38 protein-coding genes and 1 tRNA gene are annotated in these 19,021 nt (G+C 56.9%); 27 read left to right on the forward strand and 12 right to left on the reverse strand.

The window, feature by feature from the left end:
• Positions 1–25: 25 nt before the first annotated feature.
• The 11 genes from CPH17_RS00120 to CPH17_RS00155 all read right to left on the reverse strand — a co-directional run bounded on the left by CPH17_RS00120 (position 26) and on the right by CPH17_RS00155 (position 5,299).
• Positions 26–1,027 carry a hypothetical protein gene (locus CPH17_RS00120; RefSeq protein ID WP_096297680.1) on the reverse strand — a complete coding sequence of 334 codons (1,002 nt, stop codon included), beginning with the start codon at positions 1,025–1,027 and terminating at the stop codon, positions 26–28.
• Complete coding sequence (locus CPH17_RS00125; protein ID WP_096297682.1) at positions 1,020–1,805, reverse strand: Rad52/Rad22 family DNA repair protein; 786 nt, start codon at positions 1,803–1,805, stop codon at positions 1,020–1,022. Before CPH17_RS00125 ends, CPH17_RS00120 begins: the two co-directional genes overlap by 8 nt.
• 76 nt (positions 1,806–1,881) lie before the next feature.
• Positions 1,882–2,280 (reverse strand): hypothetical protein, encoded by a 399-nt coding sequence (locus CPH17_RS00130; protein WP_096297685.1) that lies wholly within the window; start codon positions 2,278–2,280, stop codon positions 1,882–1,884.
• On the reverse strand, positions 2,277–2,561 hold the full coding sequence (locus tag CPH17_RS00135; RefSeq protein WP_096297687.1) for a hypothetical protein: 285 nt from the start codon (positions 2,559–2,561) through the stop codon (positions 2,277–2,279). The genes CPH17_RS00130 and CPH17_RS00135 overlap by 4 nt, the downstream gene beginning before the upstream one ends.
• Positions 2,558–2,839, reverse strand: coding sequence for a hypothetical protein (locus CPH17_RS00140; RefSeq protein ID WP_096297689.1), 282 nt, complete (start codon positions 2,837–2,839; stop codon positions 2,558–2,560). Before CPH17_RS00140 ends, CPH17_RS00135 begins: the two co-directional genes overlap by 4 nt.
• A gap of 2 nt (positions 2,840–2,841) precedes the next feature.
• Positions 2,842–3,075 carry a hypothetical protein gene (locus CPH17_RS00145; protein ID WP_096297691.1) on the reverse strand — a complete coding sequence of 78 codons (234 nt, stop codon included), beginning with the start codon at positions 3,073–3,075 and terminating at the stop codon, positions 2,842–2,844.
• On the reverse strand, positions 3,056–3,223 hold the full coding sequence (locus CPH17_RS19825) for a hypothetical protein (protein WP_157742924.1): 168 nt from the start codon (positions 3,221–3,223) through the stop codon (positions 3,056–3,058). Before CPH17_RS19825 ends, CPH17_RS00145 begins: the two co-directional genes overlap by 20 nt.
• Positions 3,220–3,372, reverse strand: coding sequence for a hypothetical protein (locus tag CPH17_RS19830; RefSeq protein WP_157742925.1), 153 nt, complete (start codon positions 3,370–3,372; stop codon positions 3,220–3,222). Before CPH17_RS19830 ends, CPH17_RS19825 begins: the two co-directional genes overlap by 4 nt.
• A gap of 315 nt (positions 3,373–3,687) precedes the next feature.
• Positions 3,688–3,855 (reverse strand): hypothetical protein, encoded by a 168-nt coding sequence (locus CPH17_RS19835; protein WP_157742926.1) that lies wholly within the window; start codon positions 3,853–3,855, stop codon positions 3,688–3,690.
• 22 nt (positions 3,856–3,877) lie between these two features.
• Positions 3,878–4,102 (reverse strand): hypothetical protein, encoded by a 225-nt coding sequence (locus tag CPH17_RS00150; protein ID WP_096297693.1) that lies wholly within the window; start codon positions 4,100–4,102, stop codon positions 3,878–3,880.
• Positions 4,103–4,528: 426 nt separating this feature from the next.
• On the reverse strand, positions 4,529–5,299 hold the full coding sequence (locus CPH17_RS00155) for a LexA family protein (RefSeq protein WP_172898677.1): 771 nt from the start codon (positions 5,297–5,299) through the stop codon (positions 4,529–4,531).
• A gap of 10 nt (positions 5,300–5,309) precedes the next feature.
• Here CPH17_RS00155 and CPH17_RS00160 point away from each other — a divergent pair, with 10 nt between their 5' ends.
• The 18 genes from CPH17_RS00160 (at position 5,310) to CPH17_RS00245 (ending at position 13,992) form a co-directional block, all read left to right on the forward strand.
• Positions 5,310–5,519: a transcriptional regulator gene (locus tag CPH17_RS00160; RefSeq protein ID WP_197703503.1), complete on the forward strand. Its 210-nt coding sequence runs from the start codon at positions 5,310–5,312 to the stop codon at positions 5,517–5,519.
• A gap of 65 nt (positions 5,520–5,584) precedes the next feature.
• The gene (locus CPH17_RS00165) at positions 5,585–6,046 is read left to right on the forward strand and encodes a phage regulatory CII family protein (protein ID WP_096297699.1); all 462 of its coding nucleotides are present in this window, start codon (positions 5,585–5,587) and stop codon (positions 6,044–6,046) included.
• 67 nt (positions 6,047–6,113) lie between these two features.
• On the forward strand, positions 6,114–7,082 hold the full coding sequence (locus CPH17_RS00170) for a hypothetical protein (RefSeq protein ID WP_096297701.1): 969 nt from the start codon (positions 6,114–6,116) through the stop codon (positions 7,080–7,082).
• On the forward strand, positions 7,079–7,987 hold the full coding sequence (locus CPH17_RS00175; protein WP_157742927.1) for a ParB N-terminal domain-containing protein: 909 nt from the start codon (positions 7,079–7,081) through the stop codon (positions 7,985–7,987). The genes CPH17_RS00170 and CPH17_RS00175 overlap by 4 nt, the downstream gene beginning before the upstream one ends.
• Before the next feature lie 2 nt (positions 7,988–7,989).
• Positions 7,990–8,946 carry a phage replication protein gene (locus tag CPH17_RS00180; RefSeq protein ID WP_096297705.1) on the forward strand — a complete coding sequence of 319 codons (957 nt, stop codon included), beginning with the start codon at positions 7,990–7,992 and terminating at the stop codon, positions 8,944–8,946.
• Complete coding sequence (locus CPH17_RS00185) at positions 8,946–9,686, forward strand: hypothetical protein (protein ID WP_096297706.1); 741 nt, start codon at positions 8,946–8,948, stop codon at positions 9,684–9,686. Before CPH17_RS00180 ends, CPH17_RS00185 begins: the two co-directional genes overlap by 1 nt.
• Before the next feature lie 97 nt (positions 9,687–9,783).
• The gene (locus CPH17_RS00190) at positions 9,784–10,080 is read left to right on the forward strand and encodes a hypothetical protein (RefSeq protein WP_157742928.1); all 297 of its coding nucleotides are present in this window, start codon (positions 9,784–9,786) and stop codon (positions 10,078–10,080) included.
• A complete protein-coding gene (locus CPH17_RS00195; protein WP_096297710.1) occupies positions 10,073–10,540 on the forward strand; it encodes a recombination protein NinB in 468 nt (155 codons plus the stop codon). The genes CPH17_RS00190 and CPH17_RS00195 overlap by 8 nt, the downstream gene beginning before the upstream one ends.
• On the forward strand, positions 10,537–10,959 hold the full coding sequence (locus tag CPH17_RS00200) for a DUF968 domain-containing protein (protein ID WP_096297712.1): 423 nt from the start codon (positions 10,537–10,539) through the stop codon (positions 10,957–10,959). Before CPH17_RS00195 ends, CPH17_RS00200 begins: the two co-directional genes overlap by 4 nt.
• Entirely contained in the window at positions 10,956–11,159 is a 204-nt protein-coding gene (locus CPH17_RS00205) for a hypothetical protein (RefSeq protein ID WP_096297714.1), read from the forward strand. Before CPH17_RS00200 ends, CPH17_RS00205 begins: the two co-directional genes overlap by 4 nt.
• Positions 11,156–11,368 (forward strand): hypothetical protein, encoded by a 213-nt coding sequence (locus CPH17_RS00210; RefSeq protein ID WP_096297716.1) that lies wholly within the window; start codon positions 11,156–11,158, stop codon positions 11,366–11,368. Before CPH17_RS00205 ends, CPH17_RS00210 begins: the two co-directional genes overlap by 4 nt.
• Positions 11,369–11,370: 2 nt before the next feature.
• On the forward strand, positions 11,371–11,586 hold the full coding sequence (locus tag CPH17_RS00215; RefSeq protein ID WP_096297718.1) for a hypothetical protein: 216 nt from the start codon (positions 11,371–11,373) through the stop codon (positions 11,584–11,586).
• The gene (locus CPH17_RS00220) at positions 11,586–11,969 is read left to right on the forward strand and encodes a hypothetical protein (RefSeq protein ID WP_096297720.1); all 384 of its coding nucleotides are present in this window, start codon (positions 11,586–11,588) and stop codon (positions 11,967–11,969) included. Before CPH17_RS00215 ends, CPH17_RS00220 begins: the two co-directional genes overlap by 1 nt.
• 330 nt (positions 11,970–12,299) lie before the next feature.
• Positions 12,300–12,599 carry a hypothetical protein gene (locus CPH17_RS00225; RefSeq protein ID WP_096297722.1) on the forward strand — a complete coding sequence of 100 codons (300 nt, stop codon included), beginning with the start codon at positions 12,300–12,302 and terminating at the stop codon, positions 12,597–12,599.
• A 20-nt stretch (positions 12,600–12,619) separates the two neighbouring features.
• Positions 12,620–13,234 carry a hypothetical protein gene (locus tag CPH17_RS00230; protein ID WP_172898678.1) on the forward strand — a complete coding sequence of 205 codons (615 nt, stop codon included), beginning with the start codon at positions 12,620–12,622 and terminating at the stop codon, positions 13,232–13,234.
• Positions 13,235–13,332: 98 nt separating this feature from the next.
• The gene (locus CPH17_RS00235) at positions 13,333–13,596 is read left to right on the forward strand and encodes a hypothetical protein (protein ID WP_096297724.1); all 264 of its coding nucleotides are present in this window, start codon (positions 13,333–13,335) and stop codon (positions 13,594–13,596) included.
• On the forward strand, positions 13,597–13,797 hold the full coding sequence (locus CPH17_RS00240) for a YdaS family helix-turn-helix protein (RefSeq protein WP_096297726.1): 201 nt from the start codon (positions 13,597–13,599) through the stop codon (positions 13,795–13,797).
• A gap of 120 nt (positions 13,798–13,917) precedes the next feature.
• Positions 13,918–13,992 (forward strand) — tRNA-Met (locus tag CPH17_RS00245).
• Positions 13,993–14,019: 27 nt separating this feature from the next.
• Here the strand turns inward: CPH17_RS00245 and CPH17_RS00250 are convergent.
• Positions 14,020–14,553: an NUMOD4 motif-containing HNH endonuclease gene (locus CPH17_RS00250; protein WP_172898679.1), complete on the reverse strand. Its 534-nt coding sequence runs from the start codon at positions 14,551–14,553 to the stop codon at positions 14,020–14,022.
• 43 nt (positions 14,554–14,596) lie between these two features.
• On the opposite strand from CPH17_RS00250, the gene CPH17_RS00255 reads away from it, so the two are divergent.
• From CPH17_RS00255 to CPH17_RS00290, 9 genes are all read left to right on the forward strand, one after another.
• Positions 14,597–15,223 (forward strand): glycoside hydrolase family 108 protein, encoded by a 627-nt coding sequence (locus tag CPH17_RS00255; protein WP_096297730.1) that lies wholly within the window; start codon positions 14,597–14,599, stop codon positions 15,221–15,223.
• Positions 15,223–15,543 (forward strand): phage holin family protein, encoded by a 321-nt coding sequence (locus tag CPH17_RS00260; RefSeq protein ID WP_096297732.1) that lies wholly within the window; start codon positions 15,223–15,225, stop codon positions 15,541–15,543. Before CPH17_RS00255 ends, CPH17_RS00260 begins: the two co-directional genes overlap by 1 nt.
• Positions 15,540–15,746 carry a DUF7940 domain-containing protein gene (locus CPH17_RS00265; RefSeq protein ID WP_096297734.1) on the forward strand — a complete coding sequence of 69 codons (207 nt, stop codon included), beginning with the start codon at positions 15,540–15,542 and terminating at the stop codon, positions 15,744–15,746. Before CPH17_RS00260 ends, CPH17_RS00265 begins: the two co-directional genes overlap by 4 nt.
• Positions 15,739–16,011, forward strand: a complete 273-nt coding sequence (locus tag CPH17_RS00270) for a hypothetical protein (RefSeq protein WP_096297736.1) — start codon at positions 15,739–15,741, stop codon at positions 16,009–16,011. Before CPH17_RS00265 ends, CPH17_RS00270 begins: the two co-directional genes overlap by 8 nt.
• Positions 15,956–16,210 (forward strand): hypothetical protein, encoded by a 255-nt coding sequence (locus CPH17_RS19840; RefSeq protein ID WP_157742929.1) that lies wholly within the window; start codon positions 15,956–15,958, stop codon positions 16,208–16,210. The genes CPH17_RS00270 and CPH17_RS19840 overlap by 56 nt, the downstream gene beginning before the upstream one ends.
• Positions 16,211–16,288: 78 nt before the next feature.
• Entirely contained in the window at positions 16,289–16,483 is a 195-nt protein-coding gene (locus CPH17_RS00275; RefSeq protein WP_096297738.1) for a hypothetical protein, read from the forward strand.
• 23 nt (positions 16,484–16,506) lie between these two features.
• Positions 16,507–16,689, forward strand: a complete 183-nt coding sequence (locus CPH17_RS00280; RefSeq protein ID WP_096297740.1) for a hypothetical protein — start codon at positions 16,507–16,509, stop codon at positions 16,687–16,689.
• 142 nt (positions 16,690–16,831) lie between these two features.
• Entirely contained in the window at positions 16,832–17,410 is a 579-nt protein-coding gene (locus CPH17_RS00285; protein WP_096297742.1) for a hypothetical protein, read from the forward strand.
• The gene (locus tag CPH17_RS00290; RefSeq protein ID WP_197703504.1) at positions 17,391–18,998 is read left to right on the forward strand and encodes a terminase; all 1,608 of its coding nucleotides are present in this window, start codon (positions 17,391–17,393) and stop codon (positions 18,996–18,998) included. Before CPH17_RS00285 ends, CPH17_RS00290 begins: the two co-directional genes overlap by 20 nt.
• Positions 18,999–19,021: the final 23 nt, after the last annotated feature.

Here is a 19,021-nt window from a genome sequence, read left to right on the forward strand (position 1 = left end):
TTCGGCCCCAGGGTGTTGGGTGGGTTTAAGCGGCTAGCTGCTGCATCGCGTCGTCATAACCTGACCAGTTATCGACGCCCGCGGCTTCGAGGGCGATCAGCTTGGCCTTAGCTTCGAGCAAGCGGTCGTACTCTTTGCGGCTGATCGTGACTTCTTCCGGCGTCTTCACTTGGCTGCCGCGCTGGAAGTTGTCGGCAGCGGTGCTTAGGCGGCTGGTGTCCAGCGGCTTGTGCTCGGCGGCTGCGGGTAGCGGTTCGGGCTCTGGCTTCGGTTCCGGTTTGCGCTTCTCGGCTTCCTCGGCTTGGCGTTTGGCCTCGCCTTCACAAGCCTCGCGCTTTTGCTTTTCGACTTCCTGCTCAGCTTTAAACCGGCGCAGCTCTTCCAGTTCTTTCTGCTCGGCTTCTCGCTTCTCGCTTTCTTCGCGCAACCGGCGGCGCTCGGCTTCAACCTCGGCTTGCTCGGCAGCGAGGCGTTCGCGTTCCAGCGCTTGGCCGTGTTGTTCGCTGATGTGTTTGAGCACGCTGGCCTTGGCGTCTTCGGCTTCTGCCGTGACGTCAAAGAACCCGTCGGTATCAATCTGCGTGGCGGCGTCGTGAAGCTCGGCGAGGCTGGTGGAATCCAGCCCTTGAGCTGTGTCCATAAAGCTCAGGATTTCGGACTGGATGCGCTCACGCAGCTTGGCGATGCGCGCTTCCTTTTCGCGCTCAGCGCGTTCGTCTTCGGTTTTCTTGGCTTCTTTCAGCGGCTGCTCAATAGCTTCGATACGCTCGATAATCTCTTTTCCGTAGTCATTGACCTGCTTGATGAAGTCGCGGTGTGGCTCGGTGATTTCCAGGCGGAGCTTGTCGGCTTTGGTTCGGGTGCTGGTCAGCTCCTGAATCCCTTTCTTGCACAGCGTGTAACCTTCTTTATTGGTTACGTCAGGCACAGTGCCGTACTTCTCTCGCAAGTCTGCAATGCCTTGCTCTACGGCGTTGAGCTTTACCAGTTCGCCTTTATAGGCGGTTTTGAGGGCTTCGTTAGTCATGGGCGGGTTCCTCTTTCGGCTGCTTGGCTTGTTTCTCGGCGTAGACGCGGGCGATGCCTTCTTCGCACGCCTTGCTGATCATTTCGCGACCCTCGGCTGGTTCGACTCGGGCCATGCTGGCTTTGTCAGCCACGCGGTTAAGCACGCTGTCAGCGGCCATCTTGATGCTTTTCGGGTGGTCGATTTTGTCGCGAATGGTGTCGCACTCGCGCTTGAGCCAGTCGGCATACTCTTGGCGGCACTTCTCAATCTCGGCGTCTTGATCCTCTGCCACGGCGATTCGGGTCGCTGCGTTCTGCGCCTCGGTGTAGTCTTGGTTGTCGAACTTGCCGTAGTAGACGTCTGCCGAGAAGCCGAGAAGGGAAAGGCACTTCTTGACCGCGTCGGTGACCGACTTCTTCGGCGCTTCGCCGTCGGTCTTCCAGTAGCCTTGATTGGTGCGATATACGGCACGAGTGTGGCCAAACTGCGTGACCTCGCCTGTCTGGTCTTGCCACTTGTACCAAAGCACCAAGCGGACGGTGTGCGTCGTCTCATGGCCTAGCAGGCTGCCGCTTTTGGCGTCGTGAATGGGCGCGCCCTGGTCGTAGCGCTCGTCTTCAATGCGATACCCCCAGCCGATGCCCATAGGACCAAACACCTTGGTCGCGGTCTCAATGACGTGCATCGCGTCGAGGCTGGTGATTTGCTGGCCATCGACTTTTGCGGGCTTGATCGCGGTCGTCGGCGTCTTGTCGACCTGTTGCCATAGCGACAGGTGGTGGTTTTCTTCGCTCATGGTGTATGCTTCCTGTGATTTGCTTCGTAGTCGTTGTGAATCTGGCCCCTGACGTGTTGCTGCACGAAAGGGGCTTTTAGTTGGTAGGTGGTGCCATAATTCCCAGCCGGACAGCTGCGCTTCGCAGCTTGGGATAACACTCTTCTGGGTATCCCCAAGGGCAACGGGGCTCGAAGTAACGATGGTTCATCTTGTCGTCGCGCTTAATGTGGTCGCGGAAAAGCTCAACCAGACTCTTTAGCGTTCCGCCGTTAGTGAATCTTTTCCAGCGCCCTGAGTAGTGCGTGTAGATGCGCTTTTTGCTGTAGGCGTCTACGAAGTAGACGTGTCCATGCTTGTCTAGATACATCCATGCGCAGCGCTCAAGCCCTTCGTCGGGTGTGTAGTTGAAAAACCGACGCCCCATGCTCGCAATGATGGTTATGAATTCATTGACGTTGGCCAGCCGCTTTAATTGTTCGTCGCGATTATTCATGCGGCTCTCCTTTCGGCTTCATCTTCCTCGATTTCCGCCTGGTCATTCTCGGCCACGTCGCGCGCCCATTCCGATAAAACGCGCTGGCCGGTGACCGGCTTGATGTAGGCCTCGACCATATCGGCCACGGTGGTCGTCGGCGTCAGCGCTTCTATCTCGCTGGTGAGGTCGCCGACTTTATCCAGATAGTCGGCAAATAAAGCGACTTCCATGGACTGCCCGTCGCGCACCGCCTCGACAATGGCGTCAGCGCGCTGCTGTATTTTGCGTTCGCGGTTCATGCTGCCTCCCGTAACTGTTTGCGGCGCTCGCATAGCCAGGTGGCTAGGTCATCGCGCAGCGCTTCGAGTGTTTTTTCGTGCTTGCCACTTGAGTCGCCTTCAAAGATTTCGTGATAGGTCGGCTCGCTGTGCGCGTAGTCACTGATCAGCACCATGACCTTGATGGTTGATTCGTAAAACGGGGTGGCGGGCACGTGATTGACGTTGACGCTGATAAGCCGGTCGGCATCGCGCTGGATGGCGTCGGCCAGGCCGTGTATCTGTGCAATGATTTCCATAATTACCTCGCTGGCTTCATTCCAGGGCACTGCTCGGCGGCAATACCTCGGTGATCTTTGTTGCCACGGCGCTGCTCGATGGGCACGCCCATGGCCTTGTCTGCGTGGTAGTCGACGACTCGCTCGCAGTAGCGCATCAGTTTCCGTTCTTCCTCGGCGTAGTCGTCGCTACTGGCCATGGCGAACGCGGCAAACAGCACCGCAATGGCCAGGGCGCTAAGCGTTTTCCTGTTCATGTCGCGTTACCTTCTTGATTAACTGGGGTGGGTAGCCCAGCCGCTTGGCTTCCTGCTTTGCCAAACGCAGGCCATGAAAAAGGCCGCGATCATTGCGTGGAACGATGCGGCCTTCGTGGTATTCACGGAGTAGGTAGCGGTGCATCATTCCCAAAACTCCCTGGTCTGCCGCTCCAGCGCCTTCTGCTCGTTACGCCGCTCAATCTCTCGGCGCCGACAGTAGAGCGATGCGGCGCGCTTGTCGTTGCGGGTATTCAGCTCTTGCTTGCTCAATCCTCGGGTAGGTAGTGATTGCATAAAGCCTCCTGGTGTTAGGCGCGCCGCCTCGGCAACTCTCGCAGTGCCAACGGCTTGAGTTAGCGGGATGAAGCGGCGCGGGCATGGCGACTCGGTAAGAGGCCATGCCAATAAAAAGCCCGCGTGTGCGGGCAAAGGCATATCCGTATGCAAGGAGTCGATGCCATGGCAAGCATCGGTGGAGCGCCCTGTGAAGATGTCGATGTCCGCAGTTGGTTGAATGCAGGCACTGAACCAAGGCGCTCCCCGGTGGACAGATATTCTCAGCCTCTGCCGGGGCATTGGGCCGCGTTTACCCAGCGGAACGGGTGGTGCTCAGTAATACGTCAGCTCTTGATCAACAACATCAACCGGGTCGTCGCCGTACTCGACAGCAGTGGAGTCATACAAAGACTCTGCGTATCCCATTGTATTTGGGTCATCTTCAAAACCGCGCTCTATTAGCCGATTCATCGCTTTATCAATCCACTCTTGCTTATCCATACCCACCTCCTGTTGTCGTGCGCTACGAAACCGCCTTGGCGATATCCTTCATGATCTTTTGGCGTGCTTTCTCGGCCACGCCTGCGGGTATGTAGCTGGCGATGTAAAGGCCGGTTACCGCGTCACAATGGCGCTGCAAGCGCTCCAATTCCTTCTCGTTAATAACGCCGCCTTGCTGTTCGATCTGCTCTTTCAGCGGTGGCGATAAAGCGCCCATCGCTATCTGCAATTGCTGTCGTTCGCTCATAACGCTCTCCTGTGTGATTCGTGAAGGAAGCGGGCGGTTATTCTCGGCCTCTGGCCTACCTTATTCGCCGCTATCCGGTGAACGCCGGAGATGCTAGGCACTCCGCTCCCTTCCGAATGCCCACTGTCGCCAATGGGCAAACACCGATATTTCGACAGCCTCGGTTGGGCGTACTCCCATCGCGATCTCGTGAGATGCAATCCCCTACGTCGGGATGGGTTGGCATGTTGTTAAAGAACTCCACGTTGCCCGGTGGTGCGGGTCTTGCTGCGTTGCTATGGATTTAATGTAAGCCATACTTACCTTCATCGTCAACAAAAAAGTAAGAGAAACTTTCATAAATTAAGTAAGCCATTGTTTCTCAGGGCACAAAAAAGCCCGCTCAATGGCGGGCTGTGTTAGTGCTGCTTATTTTCGGAGGGGTTATTACTTTCGGAGCGTCATCTGGGCCATGACGACGCCAACAATCCGGCAATCTTCCGAGAAGTCCATGTATTGCTCGCGCCAGTCCTTGTTTAAAACCTTGAGCATTGGCCCTACGCCTGGCTCGACAATGTAGCGCTTGAAAGTGGCCTCAGCTCCCCCATGCCGTTCGCACTGAACAACAACGTCATCACCGGATATGGGCTCGACATCAGGGTCAACAAAGATCAATGCGCCTGGCGGGTATACCTCTATCATGGATTCGCCTCGCACCCGCAGGCCGAAAGCGCGCGGCCCGCACGTAGGCGGCGCCGGGTAGTATTCAAGGTCGTCTTCCTCTACTGCGCAGAAAGGCTCAGTCCACGCCCCAGCCCGAACCCAGCTAATAACGGGAACCTGGCCGCGCATCTTGGGCGCCTCTTCAAACTCATCGGTATTGACGCCAGCGCCCGTAAAAAAATAAATGAGCTGCTTGCCTGTGGCAGTGGCGACGTTGCGCAAATTCTCGGCTGACGGGCTGGTGCGCCCCTTCTCCCACTGCGCAACGGCGGGCCTGGATAAGCCGAGCTTCGTGGCTAACTCCTGCTGGGTAAGCCCCGCCTCTTTTCTGGCACGCACGATCCGTTGACCGACTCTCTCGTCTTCGTTCATCCCTTCACCAATAGGCAGATAGTCGCCTCTTAGTTTGAAAGGGCTGCTTACATCAGGCAACGGAAGAATGGCTTGCCCAATAGGGTAAGTATGGCTTACACTCTGATGAATTACGTTAAGCATGGATTTCCTTATGACCCCGGAACAAGCAATGCAAGAGGCGCTTCGCCTCGCTGGCGGCCCGGTTGCTCTTTCCCGCTCCATCGGTGGGATCAGCTCCCAAGCTATCTCTCAGTGGAAGGTTGTTCCTGCGGCCCGCGTTATGGCTGTCGTGAAAGCCACCAAGGGGAAAATCAAGGCCGACCAGCTACGGCCTGACGTTTTCGGCGCTGTTGCCGCCTAACCACACCATCAGTTTAGCGCCCTATCTCCCTGATATAGAGGCCACCGATTAAGCGAGTTTAACCCATGGATGCATACACAGCAGGTTTGAGAGAAGCGGCATTCGAGTACGGCATCAAGAAGCTGGCGTACCAGCTCGATATGTCCGAGTCGCGGCTTTACAAGAAGCTCGACCCCGACAGTGGCGTCAGCCTGACCCTGGCCGACTTCTTCCGCATCAACCGCACGCTGAAAGATACACGCTGCATTGATCGCGCAATGGAAGACCTGGACATGGTGGCCACCCCGCTGCCGTCTGGTGCCAGCGAGTTCCAGGGCGAGATTCGAGAATTGCTGCTCGATCAGCAAGAGCAAGCCGCCCGATTCATGGCCGTGGTGCGAGAAGCGCAGCGCGATGGCGAGATTGACGCAAGCGAAATGGAGGAGATCAAGCGACAGCGGCATGAGCTGGCCGTATTTGGCAACACGGTAATGAGCCGCATCGAGGCGATGCACAAAACGGGGGCTGCCTTGAAGGCAGTCAAGTAACGAAAAAGCCCGGCGCGCTGGGGAGCGAGAACCGGGCTTTAAACATCACTGCAACAAGGAAAACCTAATGACCATTGTAAACAGCAAAGACCTTTTCGACAAGCAAAGCGGCGAAAGCGATCTCACGAAGATCGTTTACTCAATGATTGCTCGCTCAGATAACGGGATTGTGACATTAGCGCCGGGTATCGCCTGGCGCATCCTTGACGAGCTTAATTTTGAAGGTCAGCGGAAGGTCAAGAAGGCGCGCTTTGAAGCAAGGCTCAACGCCATTCGGTCCGGCACGTGGGACGCGCAAATGTCCACCATCCTTATCGCCGTTCTGCCTAATGGCGCCATGGTGCTGATTGACGGGCAGCATCGCTTGTATGCGATTTACACCCATGACGCGCCCGTGCCAACCGGTATCAAGCTGGTAAATGCGCGCGATGACGAACACCTCAAGCGTCTGTACGCCCTTTGTGACATGAAGGACTCAAGCCGTACAGAGTCAGAATTGCTATCGGCATCCGGCCTGGCCGAAATCATCGGGATCAAGTTTAAGACGGCTGAGGTGCTGCTTAAAGCGGTCGCCATTATTGAAAACCGCATGGAACCAGAGCTGCGCGGTAGCGGAAAGGAGCCATTACGCCAGTTCGATTTTCGAAGCGAAAAGGCCGCTTATTGGGAGCGCGAGGCTCGTGAGTTCGATGAAGTATTGGCGATTGCTGACGCCCCCCTGCGCGCAAAACTGCGCCGAGCGGGAACGATGGCCGTCGCCCTTTACACGCTCAAGCACTCCCGTGAAAAGGCGCTGCGCTTCTGGAAAGGCATGGCCGAAAACGATGGCCTTCGCAAGCACGACCCGCGCTCTCGCCTTTTGACCGACTTGCTTACCCGTAGCATCGCACATGGCTCTACACGTCAATCAGTGCAGCAACCAGCGGTTGCTTGGAATGCGTTTTTTGAAGGGCGCGACCTAAAGATCATCAAGTGCATCGAGGGGAGCGACATTGTCATCCAGGGCACCCCGATGCGCAAAGGAGGTGCCAAGTGAGAGAAGTTGCATCCGTGCCGCTACGGAGAGTCAACCTCTCCGAGAGCCGCCCCACCATCCCCGATACGGTCAACGCTTTGTCCCGCTCCCTTGAGGAGCTGGGGCTGATCCAGCCTATCACCGTTCGCAAGGCTCCCGTCTATGACGGGGGCATCTACGTCGATGGGTATATGGTCGTGGCTGGCAATCACCGCGTTGCCGCCGCCCGCGCCCTGGGCTGGGAAGAAATCGAAGCATTCGTCTTGCCAGGTGAGGACCGCTGGGACGAAGAGATGCGCGAGATCGACGAGAACCTGATTCGTGCCGAGCTGACCGCCTCACAGCGTGCCGCCGCCATCAAGCGTAGGAAGGCGCTATGGGAGCAGCGGCATCCTGGTAACAGGGCAGAACAGGTCGAAAATCAGGTGGAACAACTTGTTCCACCTGAAACTGGCTATAAAAAACCGCCCCCCCAAAGTAAGCAATTTGCTGCCGACACTGCCGAGCGCACCGGCCAGAGCAAGCAAGACATCAACCGCCACGTTTCCCGCGCCGATGCCCTGGGCGATGACCTCGACGCCATTACCGGCACCTCGCTCGATAAAGGCGTGGAGCTGGATGCCCTCAAGTCCATGCCAAAAGAGGAGCGTGCCCCGCTGATCGAGCGCGCCAAGTCAGGCGAGCAGGTATCCGCCCGCAAGCCCAAACCCGCCAAGAAAACCAGCACCGCCTTTGCCGACATGATCCTTGAGAAGCTGGAAATCATCCAGCGCCACCTCGATAGCCGTGACATGGATATGGCCGACTTCGAGCGGCAGTTTTTTGAGGAGCATGACGGCGGTAGCGAGGCGCTTCAAAAGCGCGTCCAGGACAACATCGAGCTGATGAAAAGCATCGGCATGATCGCCTCGACGTTGGAGGGTTAGCCATGCAATTTACCGTCACTGTCAATCAAGCTAAAGCGCACGAATGGGGGCTCAATGCCGCCCTTTCCATGCTGTTTGCTTTCGTCTATGAAGTGCCGTCCTGGGCCAAGCCTTTGACCACTGACAAGGGTGTTTTCTACGCCCTTTCGAAGCAGAAGATTGTAGACGAACTGCCCATTCTGACCGACAAGCCGGATACCGCCTATCGGCAGCTAAAGATGCTGGCTGACAAGGGCGTCATCGAGTTATCCAGCACGACGGCAATCACGCTGGTCAGGCTGACCGACAAAGGCAAGTCGTGGAACAAGAAAGTAGATGGGTCGGAAAAATATCCGAGCAAGCCCGAAGAGGGTCGGAATCAAATCCGAGCAGGGTCGGAAAAATATCCGAGCAGGGTCGGAAAAATATCCGAGCCAGGGTCGGAAAATTCTCCGACAAATCAGGGTACCAGTAATCAGGGTACCAGTCAGGAAACCAGTAATCAGGTTGCGGCAGGGGCTTCGCCCGCTGCGCAGCCGATCAGCGGGGAGCTTGACGATAGCGATGACGATCAACCTCGCGTTGCCATTCCTGCCGACATGCCTGGGCCGAAAAACCAAAAGGCCCGCACGTTCAAACCCTGGGCCAACTATGCAGTGACTTACCGCCAGCGCTACAGCGTGTGGCCTGTCTGGAACGCCCGCATCGCAGCGCAGCTATCGCAGCTTGTTGACCGGGTTGGCAAGGAGCTTGCTCCCGCTGTAGCGGCGTACTACCTGCGCATGAATAACCAGTATTACGTCACCAAGGGGCACCCGGTTGGCCTGATGCTTCAGGACTGCGAAACCATTGCCACGCAGATGCAGACCGGCAGCCAGATGACCCAAACCCGCGCCCGCCAGATGGATTCGACGCAATCCAACCTGAGCAACGTTGACGAAGCCAAGCGCCTGCTGGCCTCCGGCTGGGGAGACGACTGATGTTGACCAAGATCGATGCTGAAGAACTACTCGAACAGCTTTACGCCACCGCCGAAGTGCTGGGCAGCGAGATCAAGCCAGCCGCCGCCTCGTTGATGATCCGTGATCTACGCCAGTACGAGCGTGGGGAAGTCGAGCAGGCCTTGGCGCGCTGCCGTTCGGAGATATCCGGTCGCCTCACCCTGGCGGCGATTCTTGAGCGCATTCCAAGCGCTGATGCTTTCCTGTCGCCAAACGAAGCATGGGCGCTTGCGCTTAGTGGCGAAGACGACATGGATACCATCGTCTGGACAGAGGAAGTGGCAACCGCCATGGGAGCTGCCCGACCGGTGCTGGATATTGGCGACAAGGTAGGCGCCAGGATGGCGTTTATAGGCGCCTATGAGCGCGAGGTTTCCAAGGCAAAAGCGGAAGGCCGCACGCCCAAGTGGCAGGTATCACTCGGCTACAGCCCTGAGCGTCGCCAGGATGCCATCAGCGAAGCCATCAAGAAAGGCCGAATGGAAGCCCCCCAGGTAGAGCATTTGCTGCCGTCGCCGCATGGCTTCAAAGAGCCTGATGCAGAAACCCCACCGGAGGAAAAGGCCCGCGTCCAGGCGAATATCCAGCACCTCCGTTCGCTACTGGACGACGACACCGACGCGAAAGCAGAAGCCGAGGCAGAGCGCCGCCGCAAAGAGGATGCGCGGCGCCAGGAGCTTATCAAGCAGGCGGAAGACCGCAAGCGAGGTGCGGCATGACGTGGCAGCTTTTCGCAGGCATCGGTATCGGCATCGTCGTTACGCTCGTTGCGCAAGCGGTGCTGTTCTATTGGGCGAGCAAGGGGGATAGCGGGCGATGAATCCATCACACACCCCTTGGGAGCCCTGGGAAATGCAGTTCGTCGCCGAGACGTACCCAGATCCTGAATGGGATATCCACCAGATCGCCGAAAAGCTCGAGCGCGACCATCGCCATATCTACAGCATGGCGCACCGCCTGGGCGTGAAACGTGAGCACACCAAGCTGGATGCCGGCCGCATTGTCGAGCTGCGCGGCGAAGGGCTATCACTCGAGGCCGTTGCTGCGGTGATGGGATGCAGTAAGGGCGGCGTGCAGCGCGTGCTGAAAGACGCGGGAGGTCAGCATGGGTAAAGGCCTAGTTATCCCGATTGCGAGTGAGCAGCAGCGAGAATACGCCATGGCTCGAGCCAATGCAGCGGTGGCGAAAGGCGTGCAGCAGGGAGCGGTAGAAATAGAAGTTCGCTATGCCGCCCGGGAGTTGAGTCAAAACGCCAAGTTCCACGCCATGATCGCCGACATTCACTACCAGTGCTTCAGGGGCTATTCGGCGGATGGTGTTAAAGCCGTCCTAGTCAATCAGTTCGCGCTTGAAATGGAAGAGCAGGGCGAGCCATTGGCAAAGCCAGGCGAGAAAGTCTGGGACTGGAAAAGCAAGCAAGCGGTATACGTCCGCCCCAGCACGACTAAGTTCCGCAAGGCTGAGGCAGCGGCGTTCATCGAGTTCCTGTACGCCACTGGCGTCGAGCTGGGCGTCAACTGGAGTGAGCCCGCGCTCGCAGTCTACGAGAGTTACAAGGAGGCGGCAGCATGAAGCGCACCCCACTGGCGCGAAAGTCGCCGCTCAAGACGAAGACGCCCATGGCCCGCAAGCCTATAAAGCGAAAAGCCACGCGCAAGCAGAGCACCGACAAGCGCTGGCGTAGCGAGCAATACCTGGCGTTCGTGCGCTCGCTGCCGTGCTGCATGTGTATGGAGAAGCCATGCGATGCGCATCACGTCATCGGCCTCGGTTGGGGACTATCAGGGATGGGGTTAACCGCGCCCGACTCATTCGCTATGCCGTTGTGCCGCGAGCATCACGCATGGATGCACCAAAAGCCAGATACCCATGGATACCAGCCGATATGGCTGAGGCGCACGCTGCATGCAGGCCTGAAGCAATTCACCGGCGACACCGCCGATCAGTTACGCAAAGCACTGGCGTTTATTGAAAGCAAGGAGGCCGCATGAACCTCTCAGTTCAGTTATTCCGTGCTGGCGTGCCTGATAACGACCCGATACGAGTGGCGATTGAGCGCGTGCATGTAGCCAATGAGCAGACGCATCTATCGCCAGAGGAGCAAGGGCATTTGATTGGCAGGGCGGCTCTTGCACTAGACCGCGAGATAGCCCGAGTCAACAAACAATACGGCATCGAGGTATCACTGTGATCACGATTAGCAGCAAGGCCGGCCAGCGCATGGCACGCGCCGCTAGCCGCATGGAGCGCATGGGCGGGGAAATAAAGGCGGGCGAAAAGCCGGGCGAAAAGCCGGGCGAGGTGTACATGCAAATGATCCTAGATGAATGGGATGCCGCTACTGGGGTAGTGGCTGATGAGCTGATCGCAGGCCGTCACCACGAAGCGGAGGGCGATTGACCATGGGCCCAGCAATCGCAGTTTGGATTTTTGGCGCACTAACGGTGCTCTATTTCTATCACGACGATGGTCACGATATGTACCGGCCATGCCTGGGTATATACATCCGCAAGCCGTTTCGCTGGCTTTTTCGTGACTGGTTTTTTATCGCCGTCGCGTGGCCGCTGGTCGCTGTCTGGCCGTTAATTAAGCATATCAAGCGCAATTGGAGCCACTGATGTTCTTATTCGTGCCATACCTGGGGCCATCCACCAATGCGATCTATGCCGGGCTGCATTGGGCAAAGCGCAAAAAGGCTAAAGACGATGCAGTGATCGCGGTTAAGGCTGCTATCCAGCAAGTCGATATCCCCACGCCGATAACGGGCCGCGTTGATCTGGTATTTACCCCGCAACTCGGCAAAGGCGCTCGCAAACGCGACACCAGCAATAACAGCATGACGGCAAAGCTGATCGAGGACGCCTTGGTGAAAGCAGGTTTTCTGCATGACGACACCGATGAGTACGTGCGCAACGTGACCAATACGCCCGCCCTGATTGATCGCAAGGCGCATACCGGCGTTTGGGTAGAGATCATTCCGGTTAGCGAGGTGGCAGCGTGAGCGAAAAAGAGCGAGTACTGAATACCCGCGTAAAGCGGCGGTGCTGCCCAGGCTGTGGGTGCCTAATGGATCAGATACAGATAGAGCGCGCCCGTTATTCATTTCCGTGCCCAGGGTGCGGCCAATACACCATCGACCAATTCCAGATTGTCGAGTGGGAGCAAAAAGGCGTGGGAGGTGATAGCGCGTGAAGGCAACGCTAAAAAAAGTAATGGCTTTAGCCCTGATGGCTAGCATCTTCGCGCTTATCGCGGTTATTAGCGTCTCAATATGGACTGAATGCCGCGAAGCTGGCCACAGCGGTCTGTATTGCGTACGCATGGTGTGGCGATGATCGAGCGCCCCACCGCATGGCCAGACGGAAGCCCAATGGGCGGCGAGAACGGCTACCCGCCAGAGTGGCACGAATGGGCGCGGGAGTGCGAAATCAAGTACGTCGCTCGGCAAATGCTCAAGGTACCACAAGCTCAGCGTAGAGCCGTGCACGCTCAGTGGGTAAAGCGGTTTCCGCACGCAACACCGGAGCGGGTAAAAAGCGTTTGGAATGAAGTGGTTGAAGAAGAACGCGCAACGCGGCAGCGCAACAAAACGCAACAGAAGCGGCATAACGCAACGAAAACGCAACAGTAGCGCAACAGTAGGGGATAGTGATGCGATATGACTCAGCACGCAGCATGATTTTTCAGGCGTATCACGAACAGCGCGGCAGCGTCATGGCGTATGCCCAGGAGATAGCCCGCATGGGCGCTCAGGTGCAGACCACGCAACGCAACAACAACGACTGGCGGATATGCAACGGGCTGGAAGCAGGGCAGGTCATCAGCGCCGTTGAGCGTCAGCCGCAACACCTAGCAGCGCTGGCCCGTTACTGCTTTGGCCCATTTACGCGAGATGAACTAGCAAATGACCGCGAATGGATCCACACCGCGTTGATGCACGTCGGCATGCAGATGCGATTACCAGGGCAGGGGCAGAGCGACTACCCGCCAGCTGAGGCAGCGCGGCAGCTGCAATGGATCGTGTCGGCGGCTATCTACCACCACGCTGAGACCACGTACCCGTACAATCGGCCAGGGCTGCATAATCCGCGCAGGATTGCGGCATGGATTGAGCAGGAGCATGGGGAAGAGGTGGACGTTGGTCGCTGGACACGCAGCGGGCGTGCATGTTGGGGCGGCGTGTGGGAACGACTACTCGATGTGCTGGATAGATGGGAGTGCGAAGCGCTGGCACCGGTGGCGGCGTTGATAACTAAAGCGGCTTAGACAAATGGATAATAAAAATAATCCTTGCAAGGGGAAATAATTTCCCCTAAAGTTTGGTGATCGAAGAAACAAACACCAAACGCAACGGAGTAAATACCATGAAAATTTCACGCGAACAGGCAATCAAAGAAACAAGCGCTGAGTTAGTCTCTCAAGTAGAAGCAGCTGAGCTTGATTTTACAAATCGTGTTACAGGTAACGGACATACAGAGTTTTCAGCATCCGTATATTTTGATAGTGATGGAATTGAGGCGAAACTCGAAATGCTGGTTATGGTTCCCGACGAAGAATCCGATGTGGAAGACCTAGGAGAAATTGATTGGGAAAAATACATCGCTGAAGCTGAATTCGAGATTATCTAAATGATCGACGCCCTCACCCACCACGACCCGGCCAGCGCGCCGGATCTTATCGAACAAGCCATTGCCGTGGCAGGCTCACAAAAAGAGCTTGCCGAACGGCTTGGCGTGACACCTCGCACGCTTCGTCAGCTGGTTCGCATTGAGCGCGATATGTCGTACACGATGCAGGTAGCGTTAGAACAGATCATAAAGAGCCCATAACTTGCACAGTGGGCACCGCTGAGCCATAATATCCCCACTATCCCATTTTGCGCCCTGGCTTTGAGCCGGGGCGTTTTCATTTGAGGCCCTGCCAGTATCTGGCGGGGCTTTCGTGTCTATAGCGGGCGAGACAGACGGCAAGTCGCCGGGCTCATAACCCGGAGGTAAGTGGTTCGACTCCACTGCCCGCTACCAATTTCCCCCGCCGTGAGGCGCCGGAGCCTAACCTCTCTTGCGGGTCTTACCTTGCAAAATGAACCTTGCGTGAGTTTCTGACATATCAAACAGCTCTGCTATTTCTGTGCTGTTTAGTCCAAAGCGGGCAGCCACGTTTTTAACAGCTTTAATGGTGTGCTCACTGAACTTACTTAGATTGCAATTAATTCCATGCTGGGAATTTAGCGAGGTGTCGCGGGCATGGTCATTATTTCGCTTATAACTTGCCCACTCCAGATTAGAGGCCCTGTTATCAAGCTTGTCGCCATTTATGTGGTTAACGGTCTCTTTGTATTCAGTGGGAGGTAAGAAGGCTTCTGCAATTATCCTGTGAAGAACGCGCTTGTCTTTGCTGTCGAGACCAATAACAACATACCCATGGGCTTTGCTGTACGCCCCTTTAAGTATCCTGCCTTTTACTCGGCCTTTCCGTCCGTCTTTGTAAAAGGTCTCCCTGTCTAAGCTTCTGGCTCTGCCAAGGCTTGAGACTTCGTAGCGGCCCTCGTAGCCCTCAATTGATTTCCAGATTTCTTCGCTCACAAGCGCCTCATTTGTGTGTTTGGGGTGTTTGGAGTGATTATACATGAAGCCTTCACTTAAACAACGCTTGGTGAGCGCGGTAATTGACAGGGAAGGTGGTTACATTTCGCACCCCTCAGACCGTGGCGGCCCCACCAATTACGGCATTACCCGCGCTGTCGCCCGTGAGAATGGCTACAACGGCGATATGCGTGAACTGCCCAAGTCGTTGGCCGTCCGCATCTACGAGGCCCGCTACTGGACCAGCATTCGGCTCGACCGCATCGCGCCGATCAGCGAAGCCATGGCGGAATACCTGTTTGATTTTGGCGTTCACTCTGGACCAGGACGCGCCGCAAAGGAATTACAGCGCGCGCTCAACGTGCTGAACAATCGCGGCAAGCTGTTTGCTGACATCAAAGAAGACGGTGCCGTCGGCCCATCCACACTCAACGCACTCGACGCCTACCGAAAGCATCGCGGCGGCGCTGGCGTGCATGTGTTGGCCGAGTCGATCAATGGCATGCGCATCGCGTTCTGCCGGGGACTCGCTGAGCGAGACGAGCGCCAAGAGGATTTTGCTTACGGCTGGTTTAAACGCGTCGTGCATCTGCGCCAAGAGGTCGAGAGCGACGACGGCGAGCGAAAGGCGGTGACGCTCTACAACGAGATTAAGACAGGGGGCGCGTAATGCCATGGCGAAATTCAAGCTGGATTCAAGAAGCGCTGCTGGCGGCTACGCTAGCGGGAGCAGTACTAATGGGCTTCATTGCTAAAGTCGCATCAGAGATCAAAACCGGCGAACGCGATAAGTTTTTAACCAAGCGGCTGCTGCTTGACGTACCCGCGCTGGTCGTCATGTGCGTGATTGCTGCTGGTCTGAATGTCTGGTTGGAACTGGATGGCTGGCCGTCAACGGGTGTCGCGGTGATATGCGGTTGGGTAGGCCCACGCAGCATCGACATTATATTGATGGCAGCCGCTGACCGCGTGCGGGGTGCGAAGAAATGAAGCTGATACCGAACTCTCGCCAAGCGTCAAAAATGTGGAGCATTCGGCTAGCAGCGCTTGCTGCTGCACTGGCCGCTGCCGAAACCACGTTGCCCCTCTGGTCAGACATCATCCCCGATGGTGCGTTTGCCGCATTGTCATCGGGTATCGCTGTCGCGGCAGCCGTGGCTCGCGTCATCAAACAGGCGAATATCGATGAGTAGTCTATGGGCGAAGTTCACAGGCGCGTTGGTCATGGTCATCGGCCTGCTCGGCGCTGCCCTGCTGTTCGTTGGCGGCCAGCGTGACCGAGCAAAAGAGGCCGCAGGCCGTGCCAAGGCAGAAGCCAAGAGCAAGAATGCGGTACTCGAAGCTGAGCGCAGCATCGATAAAGCCCGCGCTCAATCCCGCGAACAGTCCAGTGAGGTGCAGCGTGAAGCCGATCAGCGTCCTAAAGGGCAGCGTCCTAGCGGCAATCTTCGCCGTTAGCGGTTGTGAGACTACCGAATACATCAACGTCACACCAGAATGCACGCCACCACCTCAACCGGTACCGCCCGAGATCGACCAGGGTGAGCTATGGGATGCGTTAGGCGATGAGCGTTACCGCCAACTGGAGCGTTACATCAATGGCGTATGGGCGTTTTCCGATGAGCAAGGCGCGATGCTTGATTCGTTATGTGAGTAGACGACTTGAAGCGTGGCTTAGGCTGCGCTGGATAATCGCAGTGACTCTCTTATCTGGATATTGGCACTGGAGGCGATAATGGGCTCGGTTACCAAGTTTCGCGGCGCAAGAAGCCTCACGCCAGCAAGCGAGGAAGCAGCACACCAGTTCGAGCGCGACGTTCTAGCTGCTATCGAAGCAGCTGAGGATGTCGGGCTTTGCTGGGGAATGATCATCGCCACATTGCACCAGTCAGCTTACTGGATGCACCAACGCGTTCAGGATGAAGAATAGGCGGCATTGGACAGGAGGCTGATATGAGCACTACCCAAAAACTGAAAGAGACTGTGCAGCAGCTAACACCAGCGCCCGCGCCCTGGAAGACTCAACGATCAGGCGAGCACGTGGCGTTTGATGTTGCCATCGGTAAAGACGAAACCGCTTCTGTCACGATGACTAAAGAGGCGTACGACGCGCTTATGTCCCAAGACTGGGGCTAATTCTCGCTGTGAAGCGATGCGGCCACGCTGTGAAGCGTCGCCTTTGGCCATGCCGTGAGGCACTGCCACCAACCGCCGGCACGTCGTGAGACGCCCGGCCCTTATTCATGGAGGCGCTGCCAGCGATGGCGGCGTTTTTTATATGGCTAAACGAAACGACTGGGAGCTGATCGAGCGGGAATATCGCACCGGTCGTTTCTCGCTCACTCAGCTTGAGAAGCGCCACGGCGTTCACCGCTCCAACATTTCGCGCCGAGCCAAAAAGCATAACTGGGAACAGGATCTAACCGACCGCGTGCGTGAGCGCACGCAGCAGAAGATCACCAAGGCATCGCTGTCCCCGGAAGCCCAGGCCGCGTTTGATAATGACGATGACCAGATTGTTGAGTACGCGGCGAATGAGAATGCTGCCGTTGTCAAGGGGCACCGCAAGTCGCTGGAGCGGTGGCGGAACATTGCCGAGCAATTTGCCGAGCGTCTGGAGAGCCAGCTGGCGGAAGGCAAGATCAATGTCGAGATGGCCAACGGCACTGTGGCTGAGATCGACATCCCGCTGGAATACGTCGGCAAGTGCATGGGTCATGGCACGCAGGCGCTGGACCGCATGATCAAGCTTGAGCGCCAGAACTACGGACTGGATGCCAATGACAAAGACGACGGCATCAAGACATTTGAAGAGCTGATGGCAGAGGTCGCGCCCGATGATATTGGGGCCGAGTGATCGGGCGCGCCAGGTCAAGCGCGCCGAGGCCTATTTGCGCGCGCATGCCAAGGGCAGGCTGACCGACAAAGCCGACCTAAAGGCAGCGCTCAGCCTCAAGTGGTTTCGCCTTAATTCGCTGTACAAGATCAAGGATAAGTCTGGAAAGAAAGTCCGGTTTACGCCTAACGACGCACAGCGTGAGCGCTACCTGAACGGCCACTGCCTGGATTTGATTCTGAAAGCCCGACAGCTGGGCTTCACCACGTTTGAGATGGTCGACGCCCTGGACGATTGTCTGTTCAAGGACAACTTTGCCGCGGGCTGCATCTGTCACAAGCTGGAAGACGCGCAGGACATATTCAGAAACAAGATCACCTTCGCCTACGAGAACATCGACGACGCCTGGCACGAACTGCTGAAGATGATGGGCACCAAGATCCCCCGGCCTGTCAGTGATAAATCAGGCTCTGGTGCTTACGTTTTTGACAACGGCAGTTCGATCAAGGTCTCCACCTCTTACCGTGGCGGTACGCTGCAACGCTTGCATGTGTCTGAGTTCGGCAAGATATGCCGCCAGTTCCCGCACAAGGCCAAAGAGATCGTTACCGGCGCCTTTGAAGCGGTGGGTATCGGCAATCAGATAACGCTTGAAAGTACCGCCGAAGGGCGTGAAGGCTACTTCTTTGACTATTCGCAGACAGCGCAGCAGCTTAAAGAGATGGGCCGCACGCTGACGGAGATGGATTTTCAGTTTCACTTCTTCCCCTGGTGGCAAGAGCCGACCTACACCATGTCACCCAAGGGCGTGGTGGTGCCGCAACGGCTACGTGAGTATTTCGAGCAGCTTGAGCACAAGCACAGCATCAAAACCACGGCGGGTCAGCAGGCGTGGTACGCCAAGAAAGCCGAGAGGCTGCAGGATGACATGCAACGCGAGTACCCCAGCACACCGGAAGAGGCGTTCAGTCAGTCGGTCGAGGGTGCATACTTCGCTACTCAGATGCAGTTCCTGCGTAAGCACAAGCGGCTTACCAGCCAGGTGCAGGTCAATCCTAGTCTGCCGGTCTATACCGGCTGGGATTTGGGCATGAACGACACCATGGCGATTTGGTTTGCTCAGGTCGTTGGGCGTGAAGTGCATCTGGTGGACTATCTGGAAGGCGAGGGCGAAGGCATCGAGTACTACGCCGACCTGCTCAATAAGAAGGGATACCGCTACGGCGGCCACTTTGGCCCGCACGATCTTGCCGTTCGTGAGCTGGGTACCGGTAAGAGCCGTTCAGACGTCGCTAAGGGCTTTGGTATCAACTTTGAAACGGTGCCGCGCATTAGTAACCACGCCGAAGGCGTTCAGGCCACGCGCCAGTTCCTGCCGATGTGCTGGATCAATGAAGAGGATTGCCACCAGGGCGTGCTTTGCCTCGACAACTACCGGAAGGAATGGGACGACAAGCGCGGCGTTTACAAGCCGACGCCTCGACACGATTGGGCATCACACGGTGCCAAGGCGCTGGAAACCCTCGCTCGCTCATCACTATTTGCTAGGGCTCAGCTACCCGGCACGCCATCCACTGGCAAGCGCGGTAGCTGGGCAGCTCACACTTAACCATCGCCGGGAGGCAGACGGTC

The sequence above is a fragment of the Halomonas sp. hl-4 genome, from assembly GCF_900215475.1.
In the GTDB taxonomy this organism is placed as follows: domain Bacteria; phylum Pseudomonadota; class Gammaproteobacteria; order Pseudomonadales; family Halomonadaceae; genus Vreelandella.

What these genes read in the sequence shown, in the direction of transcription:
- CPH17_RS00120 (WP_096297680.1), bottom strand. Translation starts at nt 1,027, where the DNA reads ATGACTAACGAAGCCCTCAAAACCGCCTATAAAGGCGAACTGGTAAAG.
- CPH17_RS00125 (WP_096297682.1), bottom strand. Translation starts at nt 1,805, where the DNA reads ATGAGCGAAGAAAACCACCACCTGTCGCTATGGCAACAGGTCGACAAG.
- CPH17_RS00130 (WP_096297685.1), bottom strand. Translation starts at nt 2,280, where the DNA reads ATGAATAATCGCGACGAACAATTAAAGCGGCTGGCCAACGTCAATGAA.
- CPH17_RS00135 (WP_096297687.1), bottom strand. Translation starts at nt 2,561, where the DNA reads ATGAACCGCGAACGCAAAATACAGCAGCGCGCTGACGCCATTGTCGAG.
- CPH17_RS00140 (WP_096297689.1), bottom strand. Translation starts at nt 2,839, where the DNA reads ATGGAAATCATTGCACAGATACACGGCCTGGCCGACGCCATCCAGCGC.
- CPH17_RS00145 (WP_096297691.1), bottom strand. Translation starts at nt 3,075, where the DNA reads ATGAACAGGAAAACGCTTAGCGCCCTGGCCATTGCGGTGCTGTTTGCC.
- CPH17_RS19825 (WP_157742924.1), bottom strand. Translation starts at nt 3,223, where the DNA reads ATGATGCACCGCTACCTACTCCGTGAATACCACGAAGGCCGCATCGTT.
- CPH17_RS19830 (WP_157742925.1), bottom strand. Translation starts at nt 3,372, where the DNA reads ATGCAATCACTACCTACCCGAGGATTGAGCAAGCAAGAGCTGAATACC.
- CPH17_RS19835 (WP_157742926.1), bottom strand. Translation starts at nt 3,855, where the DNA reads ATGGATAAGCAAGAGTGGATTGATAAAGCGATGAATCGGCTAATAGAG.
- CPH17_RS00150 (WP_096297693.1), bottom strand. Translation starts at nt 4,102, where the DNA reads ATGAGCGAACGACAGCAATTGCAGATAGCGATGGGCGCTTTATCGCCA.
- CPH17_RS00155 (WP_172898677.1), bottom strand. Translation starts at nt 5,299, where the DNA reads ATGCTTAACGTAATTCATCAGAGTGTAAGCCATACTTACCCTATTGGG.
- CPH17_RS00160 (WP_197703503.1), top strand. Translation starts at nt 5,310, where the DNA reads ATGACCCCGGAACAAGCAATGCAAGAGGCGCTTCGCCTCGCTGGCGGC.
- CPH17_RS00165 (WP_096297699.1), top strand. Translation starts at nt 5,585, where the DNA reads ATGGATGCATACACAGCAGGTTTGAGAGAAGCGGCATTCGAGTACGGC.
- CPH17_RS00170 (WP_096297701.1), top strand. Translation starts at nt 6,114, where the DNA reads ATGACCATTGTAAACAGCAAAGACCTTTTCGACAAGCAAAGCGGCGAA.
- CPH17_RS00180 (WP_096297705.1), top strand. Translation starts at nt 7,990, where the DNA reads ATGCAATTTACCGTCACTGTCAATCAAGCTAAAGCGCACGAATGGGGG.
- CPH17_RS00185 (WP_096297706.1), top strand. Translation starts at nt 8,946, where the DNA reads ATGTTGACCAAGATCGATGCTGAAGAACTACTCGAACAGCTTTACGCC.
- CPH17_RS00190 (WP_157742928.1), top strand. Translation starts at nt 9,784, where the DNA reads ATGAATCCATCACACACCCCTTGGGAGCCCTGGGAAATGCAGTTCGTC.
- CPH17_RS00195 (WP_096297710.1), top strand. Translation starts at nt 10,073, where the DNA reads ATGGGTAAAGGCCTAGTTATCCCGATTGCGAGTGAGCAGCAGCGAGAA.
- CPH17_RS00200 (WP_096297712.1), top strand. Translation starts at nt 10,537, where the DNA reads ATGAAGCGCACCCCACTGGCGCGAAAGTCGCCGCTCAAGACGAAGACG.
- CPH17_RS00205 (WP_096297714.1), top strand. Translation starts at nt 10,956, where the DNA reads ATGAACCTCTCAGTTCAGTTATTCCGTGCTGGCGTGCCTGATAACGAC.
- CPH17_RS00215 (WP_096297718.1), top strand. Translation starts at nt 11,371, where the DNA reads ATGGGCCCAGCAATCGCAGTTTGGATTTTTGGCGCACTAACGGTGCTC.
- CPH17_RS00220 (WP_096297720.1), top strand. Translation starts at nt 11,586, where the DNA reads ATGTTCTTATTCGTGCCATACCTGGGGCCATCCACCAATGCGATCTAT.
- CPH17_RS00225 (WP_096297722.1), top strand. Translation starts at nt 12,300, where the DNA reads ATGATCGAGCGCCCCACCGCATGGCCAGACGGAAGCCCAATGGGCGGC.
- CPH17_RS00230 (WP_172898678.1), top strand. Translation starts at nt 12,620, where the DNA reads ATGCGATATGACTCAGCACGCAGCATGATTTTTCAGGCGTATCACGAA.
- CPH17_RS00235 (WP_096297724.1), top strand. Translation starts at nt 13,333, where the DNA reads ATGAAAATTTCACGCGAACAGGCAATCAAAGAAACAAGCGCTGAGTTA.
- CPH17_RS00240 (WP_096297726.1), top strand. Translation starts at nt 13,597, where the DNA reads ATGATCGACGCCCTCACCCACCACGACCCGGCCAGCGCGCCGGATCTT.
- CPH17_RS00255 (WP_096297730.1), top strand. Translation starts at nt 14,597, where the DNA reads ATGAAGCCTTCACTTAAACAACGCTTGGTGAGCGCGGTAATTGACAGG.
- CPH17_RS00260 (WP_096297732.1), top strand. Translation starts at nt 15,223, where the DNA reads ATGCCATGGCGAAATTCAAGCTGGATTCAAGAAGCGCTGCTGGCGGCT.
- CPH17_RS00265 (WP_096297734.1), top strand. Translation starts at nt 15,540, where the DNA reads ATGAAGCTGATACCGAACTCTCGCCAAGCGTCAAAAATGTGGAGCATT.
- CPH17_RS00270 (WP_096297736.1), top strand. Translation starts at nt 15,739, where the DNA reads ATGAGTAGTCTATGGGCGAAGTTCACAGGCGCGTTGGTCATGGTCATC.
- CPH17_RS00275 (WP_096297738.1), top strand. Translation starts at nt 16,289, where the DNA reads ATGGGCTCGGTTACCAAGTTTCGCGGCGCAAGAAGCCTCACGCCAGCA.
- CPH17_RS00280 (WP_096297740.1), top strand. Translation starts at nt 16,507, where the DNA reads ATGAGCACTACCCAAAAACTGAAAGAGACTGTGCAGCAGCTAACACCA.
- CPH17_RS00285 (WP_096297742.1), top strand. Translation starts at nt 16,832, where the DNA reads ATGGCTAAACGAAACGACTGGGAGCTGATCGAGCGGGAATATCGCACC.
- CPH17_RS00290 (WP_197703504.1), top strand. Translation starts at nt 17,391, where the DNA reads ATGATATTGGGGCCGAGTGATCGGGCGCGCCAGGTCAAGCGCGCCGAG.